This window comes from Streptomyces sp. CNZ301 (genome assembly GCF_004217425.1).
This window is the reverse complement of sequence record NZ_SHLG01000001.1, coordinates 2,294,733-2,311,858: the sequence shown is the minus strand read 5'-3', so window position 1 is coordinate 2,311,858 and position 17,126 is coordinate 2,294,733. Positions and strand designations below refer to the sequence as shown.

The window sequence follows — 17,126 nt, the reverse complement described above, 5'->3', positions numbered from 1 at the left end:
GGGCACGGGACAGGAGCTGTCGGTGGTGAGCCGTAGGCTGGGCGCGCCCGGCAGCCGCACGACCCGGAGGACCTCCGTGACCGACACCCCAGACAACTCCGCAGCCCCGAGCTTCCGCGGAGACATGACCGTCGAGCTGGTCAAGCACAGCGCTGCCGACACCGACGTGCTGTGGGCGGCCCGGGTCTCCACCGGGGGCGAGAAATCCCTGGAGGAGCTGCACAAGGACCCCGCACGCTCCAGGGGCCTGATCAATTACCTGATGCGCGACCGTCACGGGAGTCCCTTCGAGCACAACTCGATGACCTTCTTCGTCAGTGCTCCGCTCTTCGTCTTCCGGGAGTTCCACCGTCACCGCGTCGGCTGGTCCTACAACGAGGAATCGGGCCGCTACCGCCGTCTCGAGCCCGTCTTCTACACCCCCGGCCCCACCCGCAAGCTCGTGCAGCAGGGCCGGCCGGGGAAGTACGAGTTCGTCGAGGGCTCTCCTGAGCAGCACGAGCTGACGGTCTCCGCGATGGAGGACTCCTACCGCCAGGCGTACGAGACCTACCAGCGTCTGCTGGACGCCGGAGTCGCCCGCGAGGTGGCCCGCGCCGTCCTCCCCGTCGGCCTGTACTCCTCGATGTACGCGACGTGCAACGCCCGCTCCCTCATGCACTTTCTCGGGCTGCGCACCCAGCACGAGAACGCGAAGGTGCCGTCCTTTCCGCAGCGGGAGATCGAGATGGTGGGGGAACTGATGGAGGAGCAGTGGGCGAAGCTCATGCCGCTGACCTACGAGGCGTTCAACGCCAACGGCCGGGTCGCGCCGTAAGTGCCCGGATTGCACGCTTTCGCGTAGTGCGTCTACGCTGAAATCACGGCCCGGCACTGCTTGAACCCCCGAGCAGGCAGTGCCGGGTCTCCCTCGCCCAGCGACCCTCGACGGGCTTGGACACCGCCTTGTTCCCCTCCCGGATGACCATGACCATGGCCCCGAGGGAGCACGACGGCCCGGCCTGCGAGTAGCGTGGACCTCATGGCTCCGACCTCCACACCGCACACGCCCTTCGGGCGGGTCCTCACAGCGATGGTCTCGCCGTTCACCGCAGACGGCGCACTCGACCTCGACGGCGCGCAGCAGCTCGCCGTTCACCTCGTGGACTCCGGCAACGACGGCCTGATCGTCAACGGCACCACCGGCGAGTCCCCGACGACCAGCGATGTCGAGAAAGCCCAGCTCGTGCGGGCAGTTGTCGAGGCGGTCGGAGACCGCGCCCACGTCGTCGCCGGAGCCGGTACGAACGACACCGCGCACAGCCTCGAGCTCGCCCGCGACGCGGCCAAGGCCGGAGCGCACGGTCTCCTCGCGGTGACGCCGTACTACAGCAAGCCGCCGCAGGAAGGCCTCTTCCGGCACTTCACCGCGATCGCCGACGCCACCGAACTCCCGGTGATGCTCTACGACATCCCCGGCCGCTCCGGCGTACCGATCAACACCGAGACGATCGTCCGGCTCGCCGAGCACCCGCGCATCGTCGCCAACAAGGACGCCAAGGGCGACCTGGGACGTGCCAGCTGGGCCATCGCCACCAGCGGGCTCGCCTGGTACAGCGGCGACGACATGCTCAACCTGCCGCTGCTCTCCGTCGGCGCCATCGGCTACGTCTCGGTGGTCGGGCACCTGGTCACGCCCGAGCTGCGTTCGATGCTCGAGGCGCATCTGAGCGGTGATGTGACGAAGGCCACCGAGATCCACCAGAAGCTGCTGCCCGTCTTCACGGGCATGTTCCGCACGCAGGGTGTCATCACGACGAAGGCCGCCCTCACCCTTCGCGGACTGCCGGGCGGACCGCTGCGCATGCCGCTCGTGGAGCTCTCCCCGGAGGAGACCCAGCAGCTGCGGCACGACCTGGCCCACGGCGGCGTGGAGATCTGAACACCGACGCCATAACTGCATAAAGGGCACCATCGGAAATACCCAGACATAGTCAGTACGAGCGAAAAGCATTCAAACCCATTCACGAATATCGCGCGCGCCACGTGTCCCACGGGGCCCCTCACCCGGAGGCCAGTGGGGTTCCCCATGCCGGAGGCACGGGGAGCGTGGCGCGCGCGTGGTGAGGAGAGTCTTTTGAGTCATCCGCATCCCGAACTCGGCTCGCCGCCGAAGCTGGCCGCAGGCGGCCTGCGCGTCACGCCCCTCGGCGGGCTCGGCGAGATCGGCCGCAACATGACGGTCATCGAATACGGCGGCCGGCTGCTGATCATCGACTGTGGCGTCCTCTTCCCGGAGGAGGAGCAGCCCGGGATCGACCTGATCCTTCCCGACTTCACAAGCCTGAGGGACCGCCTCGACGACATCGACGGCATCGTCCTGACGCACGGGCACGAGGACCACATCGGCGCCGTACCGTTCCTGCTGCGTGAGAAGGCCGACATCCCGCTCATCGGGTCCAAGCTGACCCTCGCGCTGATCGAGGCGAAACTTCAGGAGCACCGCATCCGGCCGTACACGCTGGAGGTCGAGGAAGGCCACCGCGAGCGCATCGGCCCCTTCGACTGCGAGTTCGTCGCGGTCAACCACTCCATTCCCGACGCGCTCGCCGTCGCCCTGCGTACGCCCGCGGGCCTGGTCGTGCACACCGGCGACTTCAAGATGGACCAGCTTCCGCTGGACGGGCGCCTCACGGACCTGCGCGCCTTTGCACGCCTCGGCGAGGAGGGCATCGACCTCCTGCTGAGCGACTCGACGAACGCCGAGGTGCCTGGCTTCGTCCCGCCCGAGCGGGAGATCTCCGACGTCCTCCGCCAGGTCTTCGGGAGCGCGCAGAAACGCATCATCGTGGCGAGCTTCGCCAGCCACGTGCACCGTATCCAGCAAATCCTCGACGCGGCCCATGAGTTCGGACGGCGAGTCGCCTTCGTCGGCCGCTCGATGGTCCGCAACATGGGCATCGCCCGCGACCTCGGCTATCTCAATGTCCCCGCCGGTCTCGTCGTCGATGTGAAGGCGCTCGACGACCTTCCGGACGAGGAAGTGGTGCTCGTGTGCACCGGTTCGCAGGGTGAGCCGATGGCGGCGCTGTCCCGCATGGCCAACCGCGACCATCAGATCCGCATCGTCCAGGGCGACACGGTGATCCTTGCCTCGTCCCTCATCCCGGGCAACGAGAACGCGGTGTACCGCGTCATCAACGGCCTCACCCGCTGGGGCGCCAACGTCGTGCACAAGGGCAACGCCCGGGTCCACGTCTCCGGGCACGCCTCCGCCGGCGAACTGCTGTACTTCTACAACATCTGCCGGCCCAAGAACCTCATGCCCGTCCACGGTGAGTGGCGGCACCTGCGGGCCAACGCCGAACTGGGGGCGCAGACCGGCATTCCGCGTGAGCGGGTGGTCATCGCCGAGGACGGCGTGGTCGTCGACCTGGTCGACGGCAAGGCCACCATCGCGGGGAAGGTGCACGCCGGTTACGTGTACGTGGACGGCCTGTCCGTCGGCGATGTGACGGAGTCCTCCCTCAAGGACCGCCGCATTCTCGGCGACGAGGGAATCATCTCGGTCTTCGTCGTCGTCGACAGCAGCACGGGCAAGATCGTCGGTGGACCGCATGTCCAGTCGCGCGGTTCGGGTATCGACGAGGCCGACTTCGAGCAGGTCGTCCCGAAGATCGACGAGGCGCTGGGCAAGGCGGCACAGGACGGCGTCGCCGAACCTCACCAACTCCAGCAGCTGGTGCGGCGGACCGTGGGCAAGTGGGTCTCCGACACCTACCGCCGCCGCCCGATGATCCTCCCCGTGGTCGTCGAGGTCTGAGCCCCAACGCAGGGCGGAGCGCCTCGATTTGCGTCCAGGCGCTCCGCTCCAGTACGTTTACATCTCCAACTCAGCGGGTACCGGCCGATCTTCGGCCGCAGCATCCGCAACCAGATCCAACTCGACGGTCCGGTAAACGGATTCGGAAAGTTCCCTGGTAGGGTTGGAATCACCGAGAGGGAAGCGCCCGGAGCGGCCTGTGAGGGTCGTGATGGAAGCGTCCGTTCTTTGAGAACTCAACAGCGTGCCAAAAGTCAACGCCAGATATGTTGATACCCTCGTGTCTTCACGTTTTGTGGAGGCGTGGGATTTCTTTGATTGACAGCGAGGATGCTGTGCACGCCGGGATTATTCCTCCTGGTTGTGCCGCTCTTTCGTGGTGTCTAGTGCATTCACGGAGAGTTTGATCCTGGCTCAGGACGAACGCTGGCGGCGTGCTTAACACATGCAAGTCGAACGATGAAGCCCTTTCGGGGGTGGATTAGTGGCGAACGGGTGAGTAACACGTGGGCAATCTGCCCTGCACTTCGGGACAAGCCCTGGAAACGGGGTCTAATACCGGATACGACTCGGGGAGGCATCTCTACCGGGTGGAAAGCTTCGGCGGTGCAGGATGAGCCCGCGGCCTATCAGCTTGTTGGTGGGGTGATGGCCTACCAAGGCGACGACGGGTAGCCGGCCTGAGAGGGCGACCGGCCACACTGGGACTGAGACACGGCCCAGACTCCTACGGGAGGCAGCAGTGGGGAATATTGCACAATGGGCGGAAGCCTGATGCAGCGACGCCGCGTGAGGGATGACGGCCTTCGGGTTGTAAACCTCTTTCAGCAGGGAAGAAGCTTTTGTGACGGTACCTGCAGAAGAAGCACCGGCTAACTACGTGCCAGCAGCCGCGGTAATACGTAGGGTGCGAGCGTTGTCCGGAATTATTGGGCGTAAAGAGCTCGTAGGCGGCCTGTCACGTCGGATGTGAAAGCCCGGGGCTTAACCCTGGGTCTGCATTCGATACGGGCAGGCTAGAGTTCGGTAGGGGAGATCGGAATTCCTGGTGTAGCGGTGAAATGCGCAGATATCAGGAGGAACACCGGTGGCGAAGGCGGATCTCTGGGCCGATACTGACGCTGAGGAGCGAAAGCATGGGGAGCGAACAGGATTAGATACCCTGGTAGTCCATGCCGTAAACGTTGGGCACTAGGTGTGGGCGACATTCCACGTTGTCCGTGCCGCAGCTAACGCATTAAGTGCCCCGCCTGGGGAGTACGGCCGCAAGGCTAAAACTCAAAGGAATTGACGGGGGCCCGCACAAGCGGCGGAGCATGTGGCTTAATTCGACGCAACGCGAAGAACCTTACCAAGGCTTGACATACGCCGGATCGCCGCAGAGATGTGGTTTCCCTTTGGGTCGGTGTACAGGTGGTGCATGGCTGTCGTCAGCTCGTGTCGTGAGATGTTGGGTTAAGTCCCGCAACGAGCGCAACCCTTGTCTCGTGTTGCCAGCAGGCCCTTGTGGTGCTGGGGACTCACGGGAGACTGCCGGGGTCAACTCGGAGGAAGGTGGGGACGACGTCAAGTCATCATGCCCCTTATGTCTTGGGCTGCACACGTGCTACAATGGCCGGTACAATGAGTTGCGATGCCGTGAGGTGGAGCGAATCTCAAAAAGCCGGTCTCAGTTCGGATTGGGGTCTGCAACTCGACCCCATGAAGTCGGAGTCGCTAGTAATCGCAGATCAGCATTGCTGCGGTGAATACGTTCCCGGGCCTTGTACACACCGCCCGTCACGTCACGAAAGTCGGTAACACCCGAAGCCGGTGGCCCAACCCCCTTGCGGGGAGGGAGCCGTCGAAGGTGGGACTGGCGATTGGGACGAAGTCGTAACAAGGTAGCCGTACCGGAAGGTGCGGCTGGATCACCTCCTTTCTAAGGAGCATCTTCAGTTGTCACTCTCCACCGTTGGTGGTGCGGGAGGGCGGCTGCAGAGGCCAGTACACCGGCGGATGTCCGGTGCTGGTTGCTCATGGGTGGAACGTTGACTATTCAGTGCCGTCTTCGTGGACGGTTGTGAGTACTGCTTCGGCGTGGAAAGCAACTGGTTTTGCGGGGTGGTGTTGGGCGCGCTGTTGGGTGTCTGAGAGTGCGGCCGTTGGGTTGTGTCTCTTGGTTGCCGGCCCTGGTGTACTCGGACTGTGTGTTCGGGGTGGTGGGTGGCTGGTTGTTGTTTGAGAACTGCACAGTGGACGCGAGCATCTGTGGCCAAGTTTTTAAGGGCGCACGGTGGATGCCTTGGCACCAGGAACCGATGAAGGACGTGGGAGGCCGCGATAGGCCCCGGGGAGTTGTCAACCGAGCTGTGATCCGGGGGTGTCCGAATGGGGAAACCCGGCAGTCGTCATGGGCTGTCACCCGCATCTGAATGTATAGGGTGTGTGGAGGGAACGCGGGGAAGTGAAACATCTCAGTACCCGCAGGAAGAGAAAACAACCGTGATTCCGGGAGTAGTGGCGAGCGAAACTGGATGAGGCTAAACCGTATGTGTGTGAGACCCGGCAGGGGTTGCATGTACGGGGTTGTGGGAGTTCTCTTGATCGGTCTGCCGGCCGGTCGGCGAGTGAGAAATTGTTGATGTAGGCGAAGGGTATGCGAAAGGCCCGGCGTAGAGGGTAAGACCCCCGTAGCTGAAATGTCAGCAACTCGTTTGAGGATCACCCGAGTAGCATGGGGCCCGAGAAATCCTGTGTGAATCTGGCGGGACCACCCGTCAAGCCTAAATATTCCCTGGTGACCGATAGCGGATAGTACCGTGAGGGAATGGTGAAAAGTACCGCGGGAGCGGAGTGAAAGAGTACCTGAAACCGTGTGCCTACAAGCCGTGGGAGCGTCGCACGTCAAGCTTGCTTGGCGTGTCGTGACTGCGTGCCTTTTGAAGAATGAGCCTGCGAGTTTGCGGCATGTTGCGAGGTTAACCCGTGTGGGGGAGCCGTAGCGAAAGCGAGTCCGAAGAGGGCGTTTGAGTAGCGTGTTCAAGACCCGAAGCGGAGTGATCTAGCCATGGGCAGGGTGAAGCGGAGGTAAGACTTCGTGGAGGCCCGAACCCACCAGGGTTGAAAACCTGGGGGATGACCTGTGGTTAGGGGTGAAAGGCCAATCAAACTCCGTGATAGCTGGTTCTCCCCGAAATGCATTTAGGTGCAGCGTCGTGTGTTTCTTGCCGGAGGTAGAGCACTGGATAGGCGATGGGCCCTACCGGGTTACTGACCTTAGCCAAACTCCGAATGCCGGTAAGTGAGAGCGCGGCAGTGAGACTGTGGGGGATAAGCTCCATGGTCGAGAGGGAAACAGCCCAGAGCATCGACTAAGGCCCCTAAGCGTGTGCTAAGTGGGAAAGGATGTGGAGTCGCAGAGACAACCAGGAGGTTGGCTTAGAAGCAGCCATCCTTGAAAGAGTGCGTAATAGCTCACTGGTCAAGTGATTCCGCGCCGACAATGTAGCGGGGCTCAAGCACACCGCCGACGTCGTGTCACTCACATATGTGCCTTAACGGGTGTGTGGGTGGGTAGGGGAGCGTCGTGTGCCGGGTGAAGCAGCCGTGGAAACGAGTTGTGGACGGTATGCGAGTGAGAATGCAGGCATGAGTAGCGATACATACGTGAGAAACGTGTGCGCCGATTGACTAAGGGTTCCTGGGTCAAGCTGATCTGCCCAGGGTAAGTCGGGTCCTAAGGCGAGGCCGACAGGCGTAGTCGATGGATAACCGGTTGATATTCCGGTACCCGTGGCAGTGCGCCAGCGCTGAATCAGGTGATGCTAAGCCCGTGAAGCCCCCCGTGGTGTGTCTTCGGATGCCCGTGGGTGTGGTGGAGCCGGCGGTCCGATCCTGTAGTAGGTGAGTGATGGGGTGACGCAGGAAGGTAGTCCAGCCCGGGCGGTGGTTGTCCCGGGGTAAGGGTGTAGGGCGTCGTGCAGGTAAATCCGCACGGCATGTGCCTGAGACCTGATGCCGAGCCGATTGTGGTGAAGTGGATGATCCTATGCTGTCGAGAAAAGCCTCTAGCGAGTGCTGTTGCGGCCCGTACCCTAAACCGACTCAGGTGGTCTGGTAGAGAATACCGAGGCGTTCGGGTGAACTATGGTTAAGGAACTCGGCAAAATGCCCCCGTAACTTCGGGAGAAGGGGGGCCACGGCTGGTGATCCCACGTGCTGGGGGAGCTGGTGGTGGCCGCAGAGACCAGCGAGAAGCGACTGTTTACTAAAAACACAGGTCCGTGCGAAGCCGTAAGGCGATGTATACGGACTGACGCCTGCCCGGTGCTGGAACGTTAAGGGGACCGGTTAGTCACATTTCGGTGTGGCGAAGCTGAGAACTTAAGCGCCAGTAAACGGCGGTGGTAACTATAACCATCCTAAGGTAGCGAAATTCCTTGTCGGGTAAGTTCCGACCTGCACGAATGGCGTAACGACTTCTTGACTGTCTCAACCATAGGCCCGGTGAAATTGCACTACGAGTAAAGATGCTCGTTTCGCGCAGCAGGACGGAAAGACCCCGGGACCTTTACTACAGCTTGATATTGGTGTTCGGTTCGGTTTGTGTAGGATAGGTGGGAGACTGTGATACTCGCACGCCAGTGTGGGTGGAGTCGTTGTTGAAATACCACTCTGATCGTGCTGGATGTCTAACCTGGGTCCGTGATCCGGATCAGGGACAGTGTCTGGTGGGTAGTTTAACTGGGGCGGTTGCCTCCTAAAATGTAACGGAGGCGCCCAAAGGTTCCCTCAGCCTGGTTGGTCATCAGGTGGTGAGTGTAAGTGCACAAGGGAGCTTGACTGTGAGACTGACGGGTCGAGCAGGGACGAAAGTCGGGACTAGTGATCCGGCGGTGGCTTGTGGAAGCGCCGTCGCTCAACGGATAAAAGGTACCCCGGGGATAACAGGCTGATCTTCCCCAAGAGTCCATATCGACGGGATGGTTTGGCACCTCGATGTCGGCTCGTCGCATCCTGGGGCTGGAGTCGGTCCCAAGGGTTGGGCTGTTCGCCCATTAAAGCGGTACGCGAGCTGGGTTTAGAACGTCGTGAGACAGTTCGGTCCCTATCCGCTGCGCGCGTAGGAGTCTTGAGAAGGGCTGTCCCTAGTACGAGAGGACCGGGACGGACGGACCTCTGGTGTGCCAGTTGTCCTGCCAAGGGCATGGCTGGTTGGCTACGTTCGGGAGGGATAACCGCTGAAAGCATCTAAGCGGGAAGCCTGCTTCGAGATGAGGACTCCCACCCCCTGTGTGGGGTTAAGGCTCCCGGGAGATGACCGGGTTGATAGGCCGGATATGGAAGACCCGTGAGGGTTGGAGTTGACCGGTACTAATAAGCCGAGGGCTTGACCACAGATTCTTTTTGCTCGCGTCCACTGTGCGGTATCTGAAACAACAACCATGGTTGTTTGAGAATCCTGAATTGAACAGTGTGTACTGGTACACAGGTTTCCCCCGCTGTGGTGGGGGGTGTGTTTCGGTGGTCATAGCGTGAGGGAAACGCCCGGTTACTTTCCGAACCCGGAAGCTAAGCCTTACTGCGCCGATGGTACTGCATGCGGGAGCGTGTGGGAGAGTAGGACACCGCCGAACTCTTTGTAGGAGAAGCCCCGTTGGAGGGTGGCACAGCCACCACACCAACGGGGCTTCTTCATGCCCACATGACGGACGGCGAGTTCTTCGAACCCGCTGTCAGAGGCGGCCTGTTGATTTGAGTGCGAGATAGGCGTCGGCGAGAGCGGGCGCGAGTTCGGAGGGCAGAGCATCGACAACGACGACACCGTGCCGGCGGAGCCGGTCAGCCGTCTGCTTGCGCTCCAATTGCGTTCGTGCTGCCGCCGCGGCTCGATAGACGGCATCGACGTCGCCCCGTGAACCTGCCATTTCCGAGATATGGGGGTCGGCGATCGATGCGACAAGGACCGTGTGGCGCTCTGTGAGAAGGGGAAGCACCGGAAGCAGGCCGTTCTCGACCGGAGAGGCTTCCAGACCGGTGAGCAGAATCAGAAGCGACTGGTGCCGGGCCATGCGGAGTGCTGTCGATGCCAGGGCGCGAGTGTCGGACTCGACGAGGGCGGGCTCGATCGGGGCCATCGCTGACACGAAGGCCGGCAGGACCTCATGTGCCGCACGTCCCTTGACCGTTGCTCGTGGCGCGCGGTCATAGGCAAGGAGGTCGATGCGGTCTCCGGCGCGCGAGGCCAGCGTCGCAAGGAGAAGGGCCGCGTCCATCGCGGTGTCCAACCGGGGGGCGTCACCCACGCGGCCCGCTGACGTGCGGCCTGTGTCGAGCACGACGAGGATGTGGCGGTCGCGTTCGGGACGCCAGGTGCGGACGGCGACTGTCGACTGCCGGGCGGTGGCACGCCAGTCGATGGACCGGGTGTCGTCTCCGGGGATGTAATCGCGGAGGCTGTCGAATTCGGTGCCTTCGCCGCGGGTGAGAATGCTTGTGCGGCCGTCGAGTTCGCGGAGCCTGGCCAGCTTGGCCGGCAGGTGCTTGCGGCTGTTGAAGGCTGGGAGTACACGCACCGTCCAGGGGACGGAGTGGCTTCCTTGGCGGGCGGCCAGGCCCAGTGGGCCGGACGAGCGGACCGTGATGCCTTCGGAGTGCCGGTCGCCGCGGCGGGTGGGATGAAGCACCGTGGTCAGCATGCGCTGTTCACCGGAGCCGATGCGCACCCGGTGGCGGCTTGCCGCTTCCGCCGAGCCCTCCGCCCAACTACTCGGGGGCCATGCGTCCCGCACCTGGAGGCGGGACGTGCGTCGCGTCGGGTTGGCCACGAGGACGTTCACGTACGCGTGTTCGCCGAGCCGAACTGACGTATCACCGGAACGTGTGAAGCGAAGCTGATTCACTGGCGCCGCGAGGGCGAGGTCGTAGAGGATCGCCATCAGCAGCGGGAGTTCGACGACGAGCACGCCGGTCCAGCTGGGAAGCAGCAGCCCGACGAGGATGGCGCCGAGGGCGGCGCAGAGGGCTGTACGGCCGGTGAGTGCCATGAATCAGGGCTCGCCAATCAGCTCACTGAGATTCAACGGGGGACGGGGACATGGGCAAGGATCGAATTGATCACGCTGTCGGCTGTGACGCCTTCCATCTCCGCTTCAGGACGGAGCTGTACGCGGTGGCGAAGGGTCGGCAGGGCGAAGGACTTGACGTCGTCGGGGATCACATAGTCGCGTCCCGTGAGCCAGGCCCAGGCGCGGGCGCTGGCGAGTAGAGCGGTGGCGCCACGGGGTGAGACGCCGAGCATGAACGAGGGGGAATCGCGAGTGGCACGGCAGATATCGACGACGTAGCCCATGACTTCGGGCGCGACAGCGGTTTCAGCGACAGCTTTCCGTGCCGCCTCGAGCTCTGCCGGTCCCGCGACCGCGCTGACGCCAACAGAGTCGAGGTTCCTGGGGTCGAAGCCCTCGACATGCCTGGTAAGGACGTTGACTTCGTCGTCTCGCGAGGGCAGCGGCAGGTTCAGCTTGAGCAGGAAGCGGTCCAGCTGAGCTTCCGGCAGGGGGTAGGTCCCTTCGTACTCGATCGGGTTCTGGGTGGCTGCGACCAGGAAGGGGTCCGGCAGGGCACGGGGGGTGCCGTCGACGGAAACCTGGCGCTCCTCCATGGCTTCGAGAAGGGACGCCTGCGTCTTGGGAGGCGTCCGGTTGATCTCGTCGGCGAGGAGGAGATTGGTGAAGACGGGGCCGGGCTGGAACGAGAACTCAGCGGTTCGGGCGTCGTAGATGAGTGACCCGGTGACGTCGCTGGGCATCAGATCGGGGGTGAACTGCAGGCGCTTGGTCTCGAGTTCGAGGGTCGCGGCGAGCGTGCGCACGAGCAGTGTCTTGGCTACGCCGGGCACGCCTTCGAGCAGCACGTGGCCGCGGCAGAGCAGCGCTACGACCAGTCCGGTCACGGCGGCGTCCTGGCCGACGACCGCCTTCGAGATCTCAAGCCTCAGGGCCTCGAGGGCACTGCGGGCGCTGTCTGGCGAGGGGGCGCTCACTGGGTGCGTTCCTTCTCTGTCGGTAGGCGGGTGAAGGCAGCGGCGTCGCTGAGGCGACGTTCCAGGTGATCGAGTTCGTCGGCGAGCTGGATCAATTCCGAGTCGGTCGTGGGGGCTGCGCCGAAGAGGAGGGAGTGAAGGCGTGCGGTGGCACTGAAATCCGTACCGGTCGTGGCAGTCGCATCCGGACGGGTGCCCGGACGGGCCGTTGTCGACAGGGCGGGGAGCAGAGCCTGCGGGGAGTCGGCCTCCGCGGGGCTGACGCCGGCCAGAGAGGCGAGGCGTCCGCGCGTGGCGGAGCGCAGGGCATCGGCGGCGCGGTCCCGTGCATTGGCCTGCCGGTACAGGCGAGCTCTGCCCTCGGTGGTCTCGGATGCGCGTACCGAGACGGGGAGTTGCTCGGGCACCAGGGGCCCCAGACGGCGTGCACGCCACAGGGCGGCGAGTACGGCCGCGATCGACAGCTGGAGGGTGGCCCAGGTCCAGCCTGCCGGTGCGAGGTCGAGGAAGCTTCGCTGCCCGCCCTGTTGAGCGGAGGTGTCGGCGGAGGAGGGCATGTACCAGACGAGATGCGGGCGGGAACCGAGGAGCTGCAGCATCAGGGAGGCGTTGCCGTGCTTGTCGAGTCGCTGGTTGTAGAGGGGTTCGGGCGTGCCGAGCAGCACTGTGTCGCCCTGGGCGCGGGCCCGCCCGGGGTCGTCGTCCGGCTCGTCCGGGATCCTCAGCAGGGAGGGCAGCCCCTGGTGCAGGTAGCAGAGGTCGGCCTGGTCGTCGGCGACCGCGTAGCGGAGGCCGCCGATCTCGGCGTCTCCCGCCCGTTCGGCGGTTGGAAAGTCGCAATCAGGGGGCGTGGGCTGTGTGTTGGCGGGCGCCGCTGCCTTTGCTCCGCGGACCAGGGCCTTCGTCGGAGAGGGGCCGGGGGAAACGAGGACGGTCCGCCCGCCGCGCCCCAGCGCTCCACGCAGCTCGGCCGTCTGGTGCCGGGTGAGGGTATCCGGGTCGCTGACGAGGAGGGTCGTGCCGGGGCCGGCGGCCTTCTCAGCATCGGCCGCTGTCGTGACGATCTTGGTGTCCACGCCTCGGTCCCCGAGCAACTGCGCGATGGCCTTGCTGCCGTTGGCGGACGTGGAACGCGGATCGAGAAGTCCGTACTCGTCCGAGGAGCGCACCGCTGCGATGGCGACCCCTGCAATGGCGAGAATCGCCCCGGCGAGCAGAAGTCCACGGGCGCGCGTCCACAGCTGCCGGGCGGTGGGCGAGACAGATGTGCCGGACGGTTCGCTCAACTGCTCCCTCCCTCCGAGGCGGTGGCTTCGCTGCTCCGTGCTCCCCGTGCGACCAGGGTGCCCGTGGCCTGCTCCTGGCCCGCTCCCGGGAGGAGGGGTTCAGCACGCTGGAGGGCGGAGTCGAGCTCGCGGACGGCCTCGTACGCGGAGGCGGACACGTCTCTGTTCGCGTACGTCACCTCGTCGAAGGCCCGGGCGGCGGACCGCAGTTCGTCCGCATGCCCTGGAAGCGCCCGCCCGGCCTCGACGGCGGCTTCGTCCGCGGTGCGGCCTGGGCGGTGGTCGAGCAGGGCGCGTTCCTCGAGTGACCGGACCACGGCCCGCATCCGTTCCTGGAGCGCCTGGTTCCACCGTTCGGCAGAGGCATGTGTCTCTGCTGCCGTGCGGTGTTCGGCCGCGCTGCGGGGGCCCTTGTCGAAGAGAGTCCCGCCCTCGGAGGAAGGTCCTGGCCGAAGTGCGCCCAGCCGCAGCCGGACGGCGACGGCCAGGAGCACCAGAAGCAGGGCGATGACGGTGAGGCCCACCCAGCCCCCGGGTGACGCCTGTGCCGCCGAGTTCAGCAGGGAACTGATGTGGTCCCACAGCCAGTTGAGGATGCGGTTGAGCAGACCGGGGTCGTCCCTGTGGTATTCGCCCCTGGACAGCTCCCGCTCGGCTGCTTCACGTGCGGGGATGCGCGGGGTGGTCACCGGCGGGCCGCCGTCGTCAGCAGGAGCCGCGAAGAGCGGGCCGGCGGCCACGGCCGCTGCCGCGGTTGCCACATCCCCCGGCATCGGCTCAGCCCCCGGGAGTCGGGCGGTCGGACTTCGGGTCGCCGTAACCCGGGAGACCTGCGGCGCGGGCGAGTTCGAGGTCGAGGGCCTCGCGGCGGATGCGCTGGTCGAGGTAGAGCAGGGCGGTGACTCCTGCACGGATCGGGAAGGTGACGGTCGATGCGATGACAGCGCCGATACCAACGGCGATCAGGTAGGACCAGCCCGTGGGCGGCGTTCCTTCGGCGAAGGCGGAGAGGCCCTGGCCGCTGGCGAACATTCCGACGAGCGTCGCCGGCATCTGGAGCACCGATGCGACGATGACGACCAGGACCGTCGCGAGCACCTGCACGCCGAAGACACGCCACCAGCTGCCTCGGACGAGCTTCGCGGAGCGGCGCATCGCCGTGATGACACCTTGCTTCTCCAGCATCAGCGCAGGAGCGGCGAGGCTGAACCGCACCCAGATCCACACCGCTGCGACGAGGCCCCCCAGCAGGCCGACGAGCAGCAGGGCGATGCCCAGAGCGCGGAAACCGGCCGCCAGGAGCACGCCCCCAGGAGCGGCGCCGACGAACATGGCCAGGCCGACGAGCAGGGGAAGGAGGAACAACAGGCCGAGCAGACGCAGCAGTTGAGGGCGCGACTCCCGCCATGCCTCGCCGGTGGTGACGGAACGGCCCAGCACGGCGCGGCTGATCACGATCGTCAGCATGGCGGTGGCGAACACTGTGCCGAGGGTCTCGACGAGCGCGCGTACTCCGGTGAGCTGCACCGATCCGCCCATGGCATCCAAGAACTCCTGAGCGCTGGGCTGCGGGTCCCTGGACAGTGCGCTGAGGTCGGCTGCGTTCTCCAGCCACAGACCGTTGACGACGGTGGCCACGAACTGGACGACCACGGCGACGGCGAGAGAGATACCGAGGACGGTGCGCCAATGTGCCCGCATCGTGGTCACGGCGCCGTCCAGTATCTCCCCGACGCCCAGCGGCCTCAGCGGGATGATCCCCGGTTTCGCCACGGGCGGCTGGTTCCAATGACCGCCCCAGTTGTCCCAGCCGGGGCGGCCGGGAGGAGGAGCGCCCCAGCCCGGGCCCTGCTGGGCAGGCGGTTGCTGCGCGGACCAGTTCCTCGGCGGATCGTTCGCGGGTGCCGGATCCGGTGTGCTCCCGGGCACCTGAGCGGACTTCTCGCCGTCAGGCGAGCGATCGGGGGAAGGAGATCCGGGCGAGGTCCAGCCCGGAGAGTCGTTCACTTGTCGTCACCTCGAGGTCTCGGTCGCTCGTCGCCTGACTGCGTTCCATCGTCCCACGCTTCGAAGGGCCGGCGGGCGGCCCCCGGCTTTCTCGGATCACCTTCAGAAGTCGATGCCGGACGAGGCAGACTGTGCGAATGGCAGATCATGGTGTCCCGGTGGTGCGCTGGGCCGATACCCCCGAGGGGCCGGTTCTTGCGCTTCTCGACCAGACGAGGCTGCCCGCCGAGGAGACCGAACTCGCGTGCCGGAACGCACAGGACCTGGTGGTGGCGATCCGGGCACTGTCTGTGCGGGGGGCGCCGCTGCTTGGTGTGGCCGGTGGTTACGGCGTCGCTCTCGCAGCGGCACGGGGTCACGATGTGGCCGACGCCGCGGACCGGTTGGCGTCAGCCCGGCCGACAGCGGTGAATCTCGCATCCGGGGTCCGCAGGGTGGAGCGTGCGTACCGGGATGCGGTCGACGAGGGAGGGGGTGCCGAGCACGCGGCGGCCGCCGCCCTCTCCGAAGCCAGGGCGCTGCACATGGAAGACGCCGAGGCCAGTGAGCGGATGGCACAGCTGGGGCACGGCTTGCTCGGTGACCTGGTTCGCGGGACGCCGATGCGCCTGCTCACGCACTGCAACACAGGAATCCTGGTCTCCGGCGGCCGGGGCACGGCCTTCGCGGTCGTCTCGCAGGTGCACGCCGCCGGGGAGCTGCGCAGGCTGTGGGTCGACGAGACCCGGCCGCTGCTGCAGGGGGCACGGCTGACCGCGTACGAGGCCACCCGGGAGGGGATGCCCTTCAGCGTCCTCGCGGACGGTGCGGCGGGGTCGCTGTTTCTGGCCGGCGAGGTGGATGCGGTGCTGATCGGCGCGGACCGGATCGCGGCGGACGGCTCCGTGGCCAACAAGGTGGGCAGCTATCCGCTCGCTGTGCTTGCACGGCACCACGGGGTGCCGTTCGTGGTCGTGGCTCCGGTGACCACCGTCGACCTGGCGACGAATCGGGGCGCTGACATCGTCGTCGAGCAGCGGCCGGCGGAGGAGGTGACGCATGTCTCTTCGCCGTACGCGCCGTACCATCCGGAGACACAGGGGGAGCGCGGCGGAGGCGGCGGTGGCATTCCCGTGGCCCCGACGGGGGCCGATGCCTACAACCCGGCCTTCGATGTGACCCCGCCGGAGCTGGTGACGGCCATCGTCACGGAGCGGGGTGTGATCTCGCCCGTCACCAGCGAAACTGTCGCGGGGCTGTGTTCCCCGTCACGAACGACGAAGTCACGATGGGGTAGTGGGATGATGAACGCATGAAGGGACGCGTCCTTGTCGTCGACGACGACACCGCACTGGCGGAGATGCTCGGGATTGTGCTGCGCGGCGAAGGCTTTGAACCGTCGTTCGTGTCGGACGGTGACAAGGCTCTTGCCGCGTTCCGCGAGACCAAGCCGGACCTGGTGCTGCTTGATCTGATGCTCCCGGGCAGGGACGGCATCGAGGTGTGCCGCCTGATCCGTGCGGAATCCGGGGTCCCGGTGGTCATGCTGACCGCCAAGACCGACACGGTGGACGTCGTGGTGGGACTGGAGTCGGGTGCCGACGACTACATCGTCAAGCCGTTCAAGCCGAAGGAGCTGGTGGCGAGAATCCGCGCTCGGCTGCGGCGGTCGGACGACCCCGCGCCCGAGCAGCTGACCATCGGCGACCTGGTGATCGACGTCGCCGGGCACTCCGTGAAGCGGGACGGGGTGTCCATAGCGCTCACGCCCCTCGAGTTCGATCTTCTTGTGGCGCTGGCCCGCAAGCCCTGGCAGGTCTTCACGCGTGAGGTGCTGCTGGAGCAGGTGTGGGGCTACCGGCATGCTGCTGATACGCGCCTGGTCAATGTTCACGTGCAGCGGCTGCGGTCCAAGGTCGAGCGTGATCCGGAACGGCCCGAGATCGTCGTGACGGTGCGCGGAGTGGGTTACAAGGCCGGGCCCGGCTGAGATGACGCGGGACGGCTCCGCCCAGCAGCGCGCCGG

The 17,126-nt window shown here is 65.3% G+C and carries 10 protein-coding genes and 3 rRNA genes; 8 read left to right on the top strand and 5 right to left on the bottom strand.

The window, feature by feature from the left end; genetic code table 11:
• Nucleotides 1–76: 76 nt before the first annotated feature.
• The 6 genes from thyX (at nt 77) to rrf (ending at nt 9,420) form a co-directional block, all read left to right on the top strand.
• Nucleotides 77–817 (top strand): FAD-dependent thymidylate synthase, encoded by a 741-nt coding sequence (thyX, locus tag EV375_RS09925; protein ID WP_130299120.1) that lies wholly within the window; start codon nt 77–79, stop codon nt 815–817.
• Nucleotides 818–1,021: 204 nt separating this feature from the next.
• Nucleotides 1,022–1,921 (top strand): 4-hydroxy-tetrahydrodipicolinate synthase, encoded by a 900-nt coding sequence (gene dapA, locus EV375_RS09920; RefSeq protein WP_130299119.1) that lies wholly within the window; start codon nt 1,022–1,024, stop codon nt 1,919–1,921.
• Between the two features lie 195 nt (nt 1,922–2,116).
• Complete coding sequence (locus EV375_RS09915; RefSeq protein WP_130299118.1) at nt 2,117–3,802, top strand: ribonuclease J; 1,686 nt, start codon at nt 2,117–2,119, stop codon at nt 3,800–3,802.
• A gap of 391 nt (nt 3,803–4,193) precedes the next feature.
• Nucleotides 4,194–5,723 (top strand): 16S ribosomal RNA (locus EV375_RS09910).
• A gap of 331 nt (nt 5,724–6,054) precedes the next feature.
• Nucleotides 6,055–9,181, top strand: a 23S ribosomal RNA gene (locus EV375_RS09905).
• 122 nt (nt 9,182–9,303) lie between these two features.
• Nucleotides 9,304–9,420: ribosomal RNA gene (gene rrf, locus EV375_RS09900) — 5S ribosomal RNA — on the top strand.
• The 16S, 23S and 5S rRNA genes sit together here, the layout of an rRNA operon.
• A 99-nt stretch (nt 9,421–9,519) precedes the next feature.
• Here rrf and EV375_RS09895 read toward each other — a convergent pair.
• The 5 genes from EV375_RS09895 to EV375_RS09875 are packed head-to-tail and all read right to left on the bottom strand — an operon-like array spanning nt 9,520 to nt 14,887.
• Complete coding sequence (locus tag EV375_RS09895; protein ID WP_130299117.1) at nt 9,520–10,830, bottom strand: DUF58 domain-containing protein; 1,311 nt, start codon at nt 10,828–10,830, stop codon at nt 9,520–9,522.
• Nucleotides 10,831–10,862: 32 nt separating this feature from the next.
• Nucleotides 10,863–11,828, bottom strand: coding sequence for an AAA family ATPase (locus tag EV375_RS09890; protein WP_130299116.1), 966 nt, complete (start codon nt 11,826–11,828; stop codon nt 10,863–10,865).
• Nucleotides 11,825–13,114 (bottom strand): DUF4350 domain-containing protein, encoded by a 1,290-nt coding sequence (locus EV375_RS09885; RefSeq protein ID WP_130299115.1) that lies wholly within the window; start codon nt 13,112–13,114, stop codon nt 11,825–11,827. The genes EV375_RS09890 and EV375_RS09885 overlap by 4 nt, the downstream gene beginning before the upstream one ends.
• Nucleotides 13,111–13,887: a DUF4129 domain-containing protein gene (locus tag EV375_RS09880; RefSeq protein WP_207228044.1), complete on the bottom strand. Its 777-nt coding sequence runs from the start codon at nt 13,885–13,887 to the stop codon at nt 13,111–13,113. Before EV375_RS09880 ends, EV375_RS09885 begins: the two co-directional genes overlap by 4 nt.
• Nucleotides 13,888–13,891: 4 nt before the next feature.
• Nucleotides 13,892–14,887, bottom strand: a complete 996-nt coding sequence (locus EV375_RS09875) for a DUF7847 domain-containing protein (protein WP_486588388.1) — start codon at nt 14,885–14,887, stop codon at nt 13,892–13,894.
• A gap of 371 nt (nt 14,888–15,258) precedes the next feature.
• On the opposite strand from EV375_RS09875, the gene mtnA reads away from it, so the two are divergent.
• Together mtnA and mtrA are read left to right on the top strand one after the other, a co-directional pair.
• Nucleotides 15,259–16,416, top strand: coding sequence for an S-methyl-5-thioribose-1-phosphate isomerase (mtnA, locus tag EV375_RS09870; RefSeq protein WP_130299113.1), 1,158 nt, complete (start codon nt 15,259–15,261; stop codon nt 16,414–16,416).
• Nucleotides 16,413–17,090 (top strand): two-component system response regulator MtrA, encoded by a 678-nt coding sequence (gene mtrA, locus EV375_RS09865; protein WP_130299112.1) that lies wholly within the window; start codon nt 16,413–16,415, stop codon nt 17,088–17,090. The genes mtnA and mtrA overlap by 4 nt, the downstream gene beginning before the upstream one ends.
• The last annotated feature ends 36 nt before the right edge of the window (nt 17,091–17,126 follow it).

What these genes read in the sequence shown, in the direction of transcription:
- EV375_RS09895 (WP_130299117.1), bottom strand. Translation starts at nt 10,830, where the DNA reads ATGGCACTCACCGGCCGTACAGCCCTCTGCGCCGCCCTCGGCGCCATC.
- dapA (WP_130299119.1), top strand. Translation starts at nt 1,022, where the DNA reads ATGGCTCCGACCTCCACACCGCACACGCCCTTCGGGCGGGTCCTCACA.
- mtrA (WP_130299112.1), top strand. Translation starts at nt 16,413, where the DNA reads ATGAAGGGACGCGTCCTTGTCGTCGACGACGACACCGCACTGGCGGAG.
- mtnA (WP_130299113.1), top strand. Translation starts at nt 15,259, where the DNA reads ATGGCAGATCATGGTGTCCCGGTGGTGCGCTGGGCCGATACCCCCGAG.
- EV375_RS09880 (WP_207228044.1), bottom strand. Translation starts at nt 13,887, where the DNA reads ATGCCGGGGGATGTGGCAACCGCGGCAGCGGCCGTGGCCGCCGGCCCG.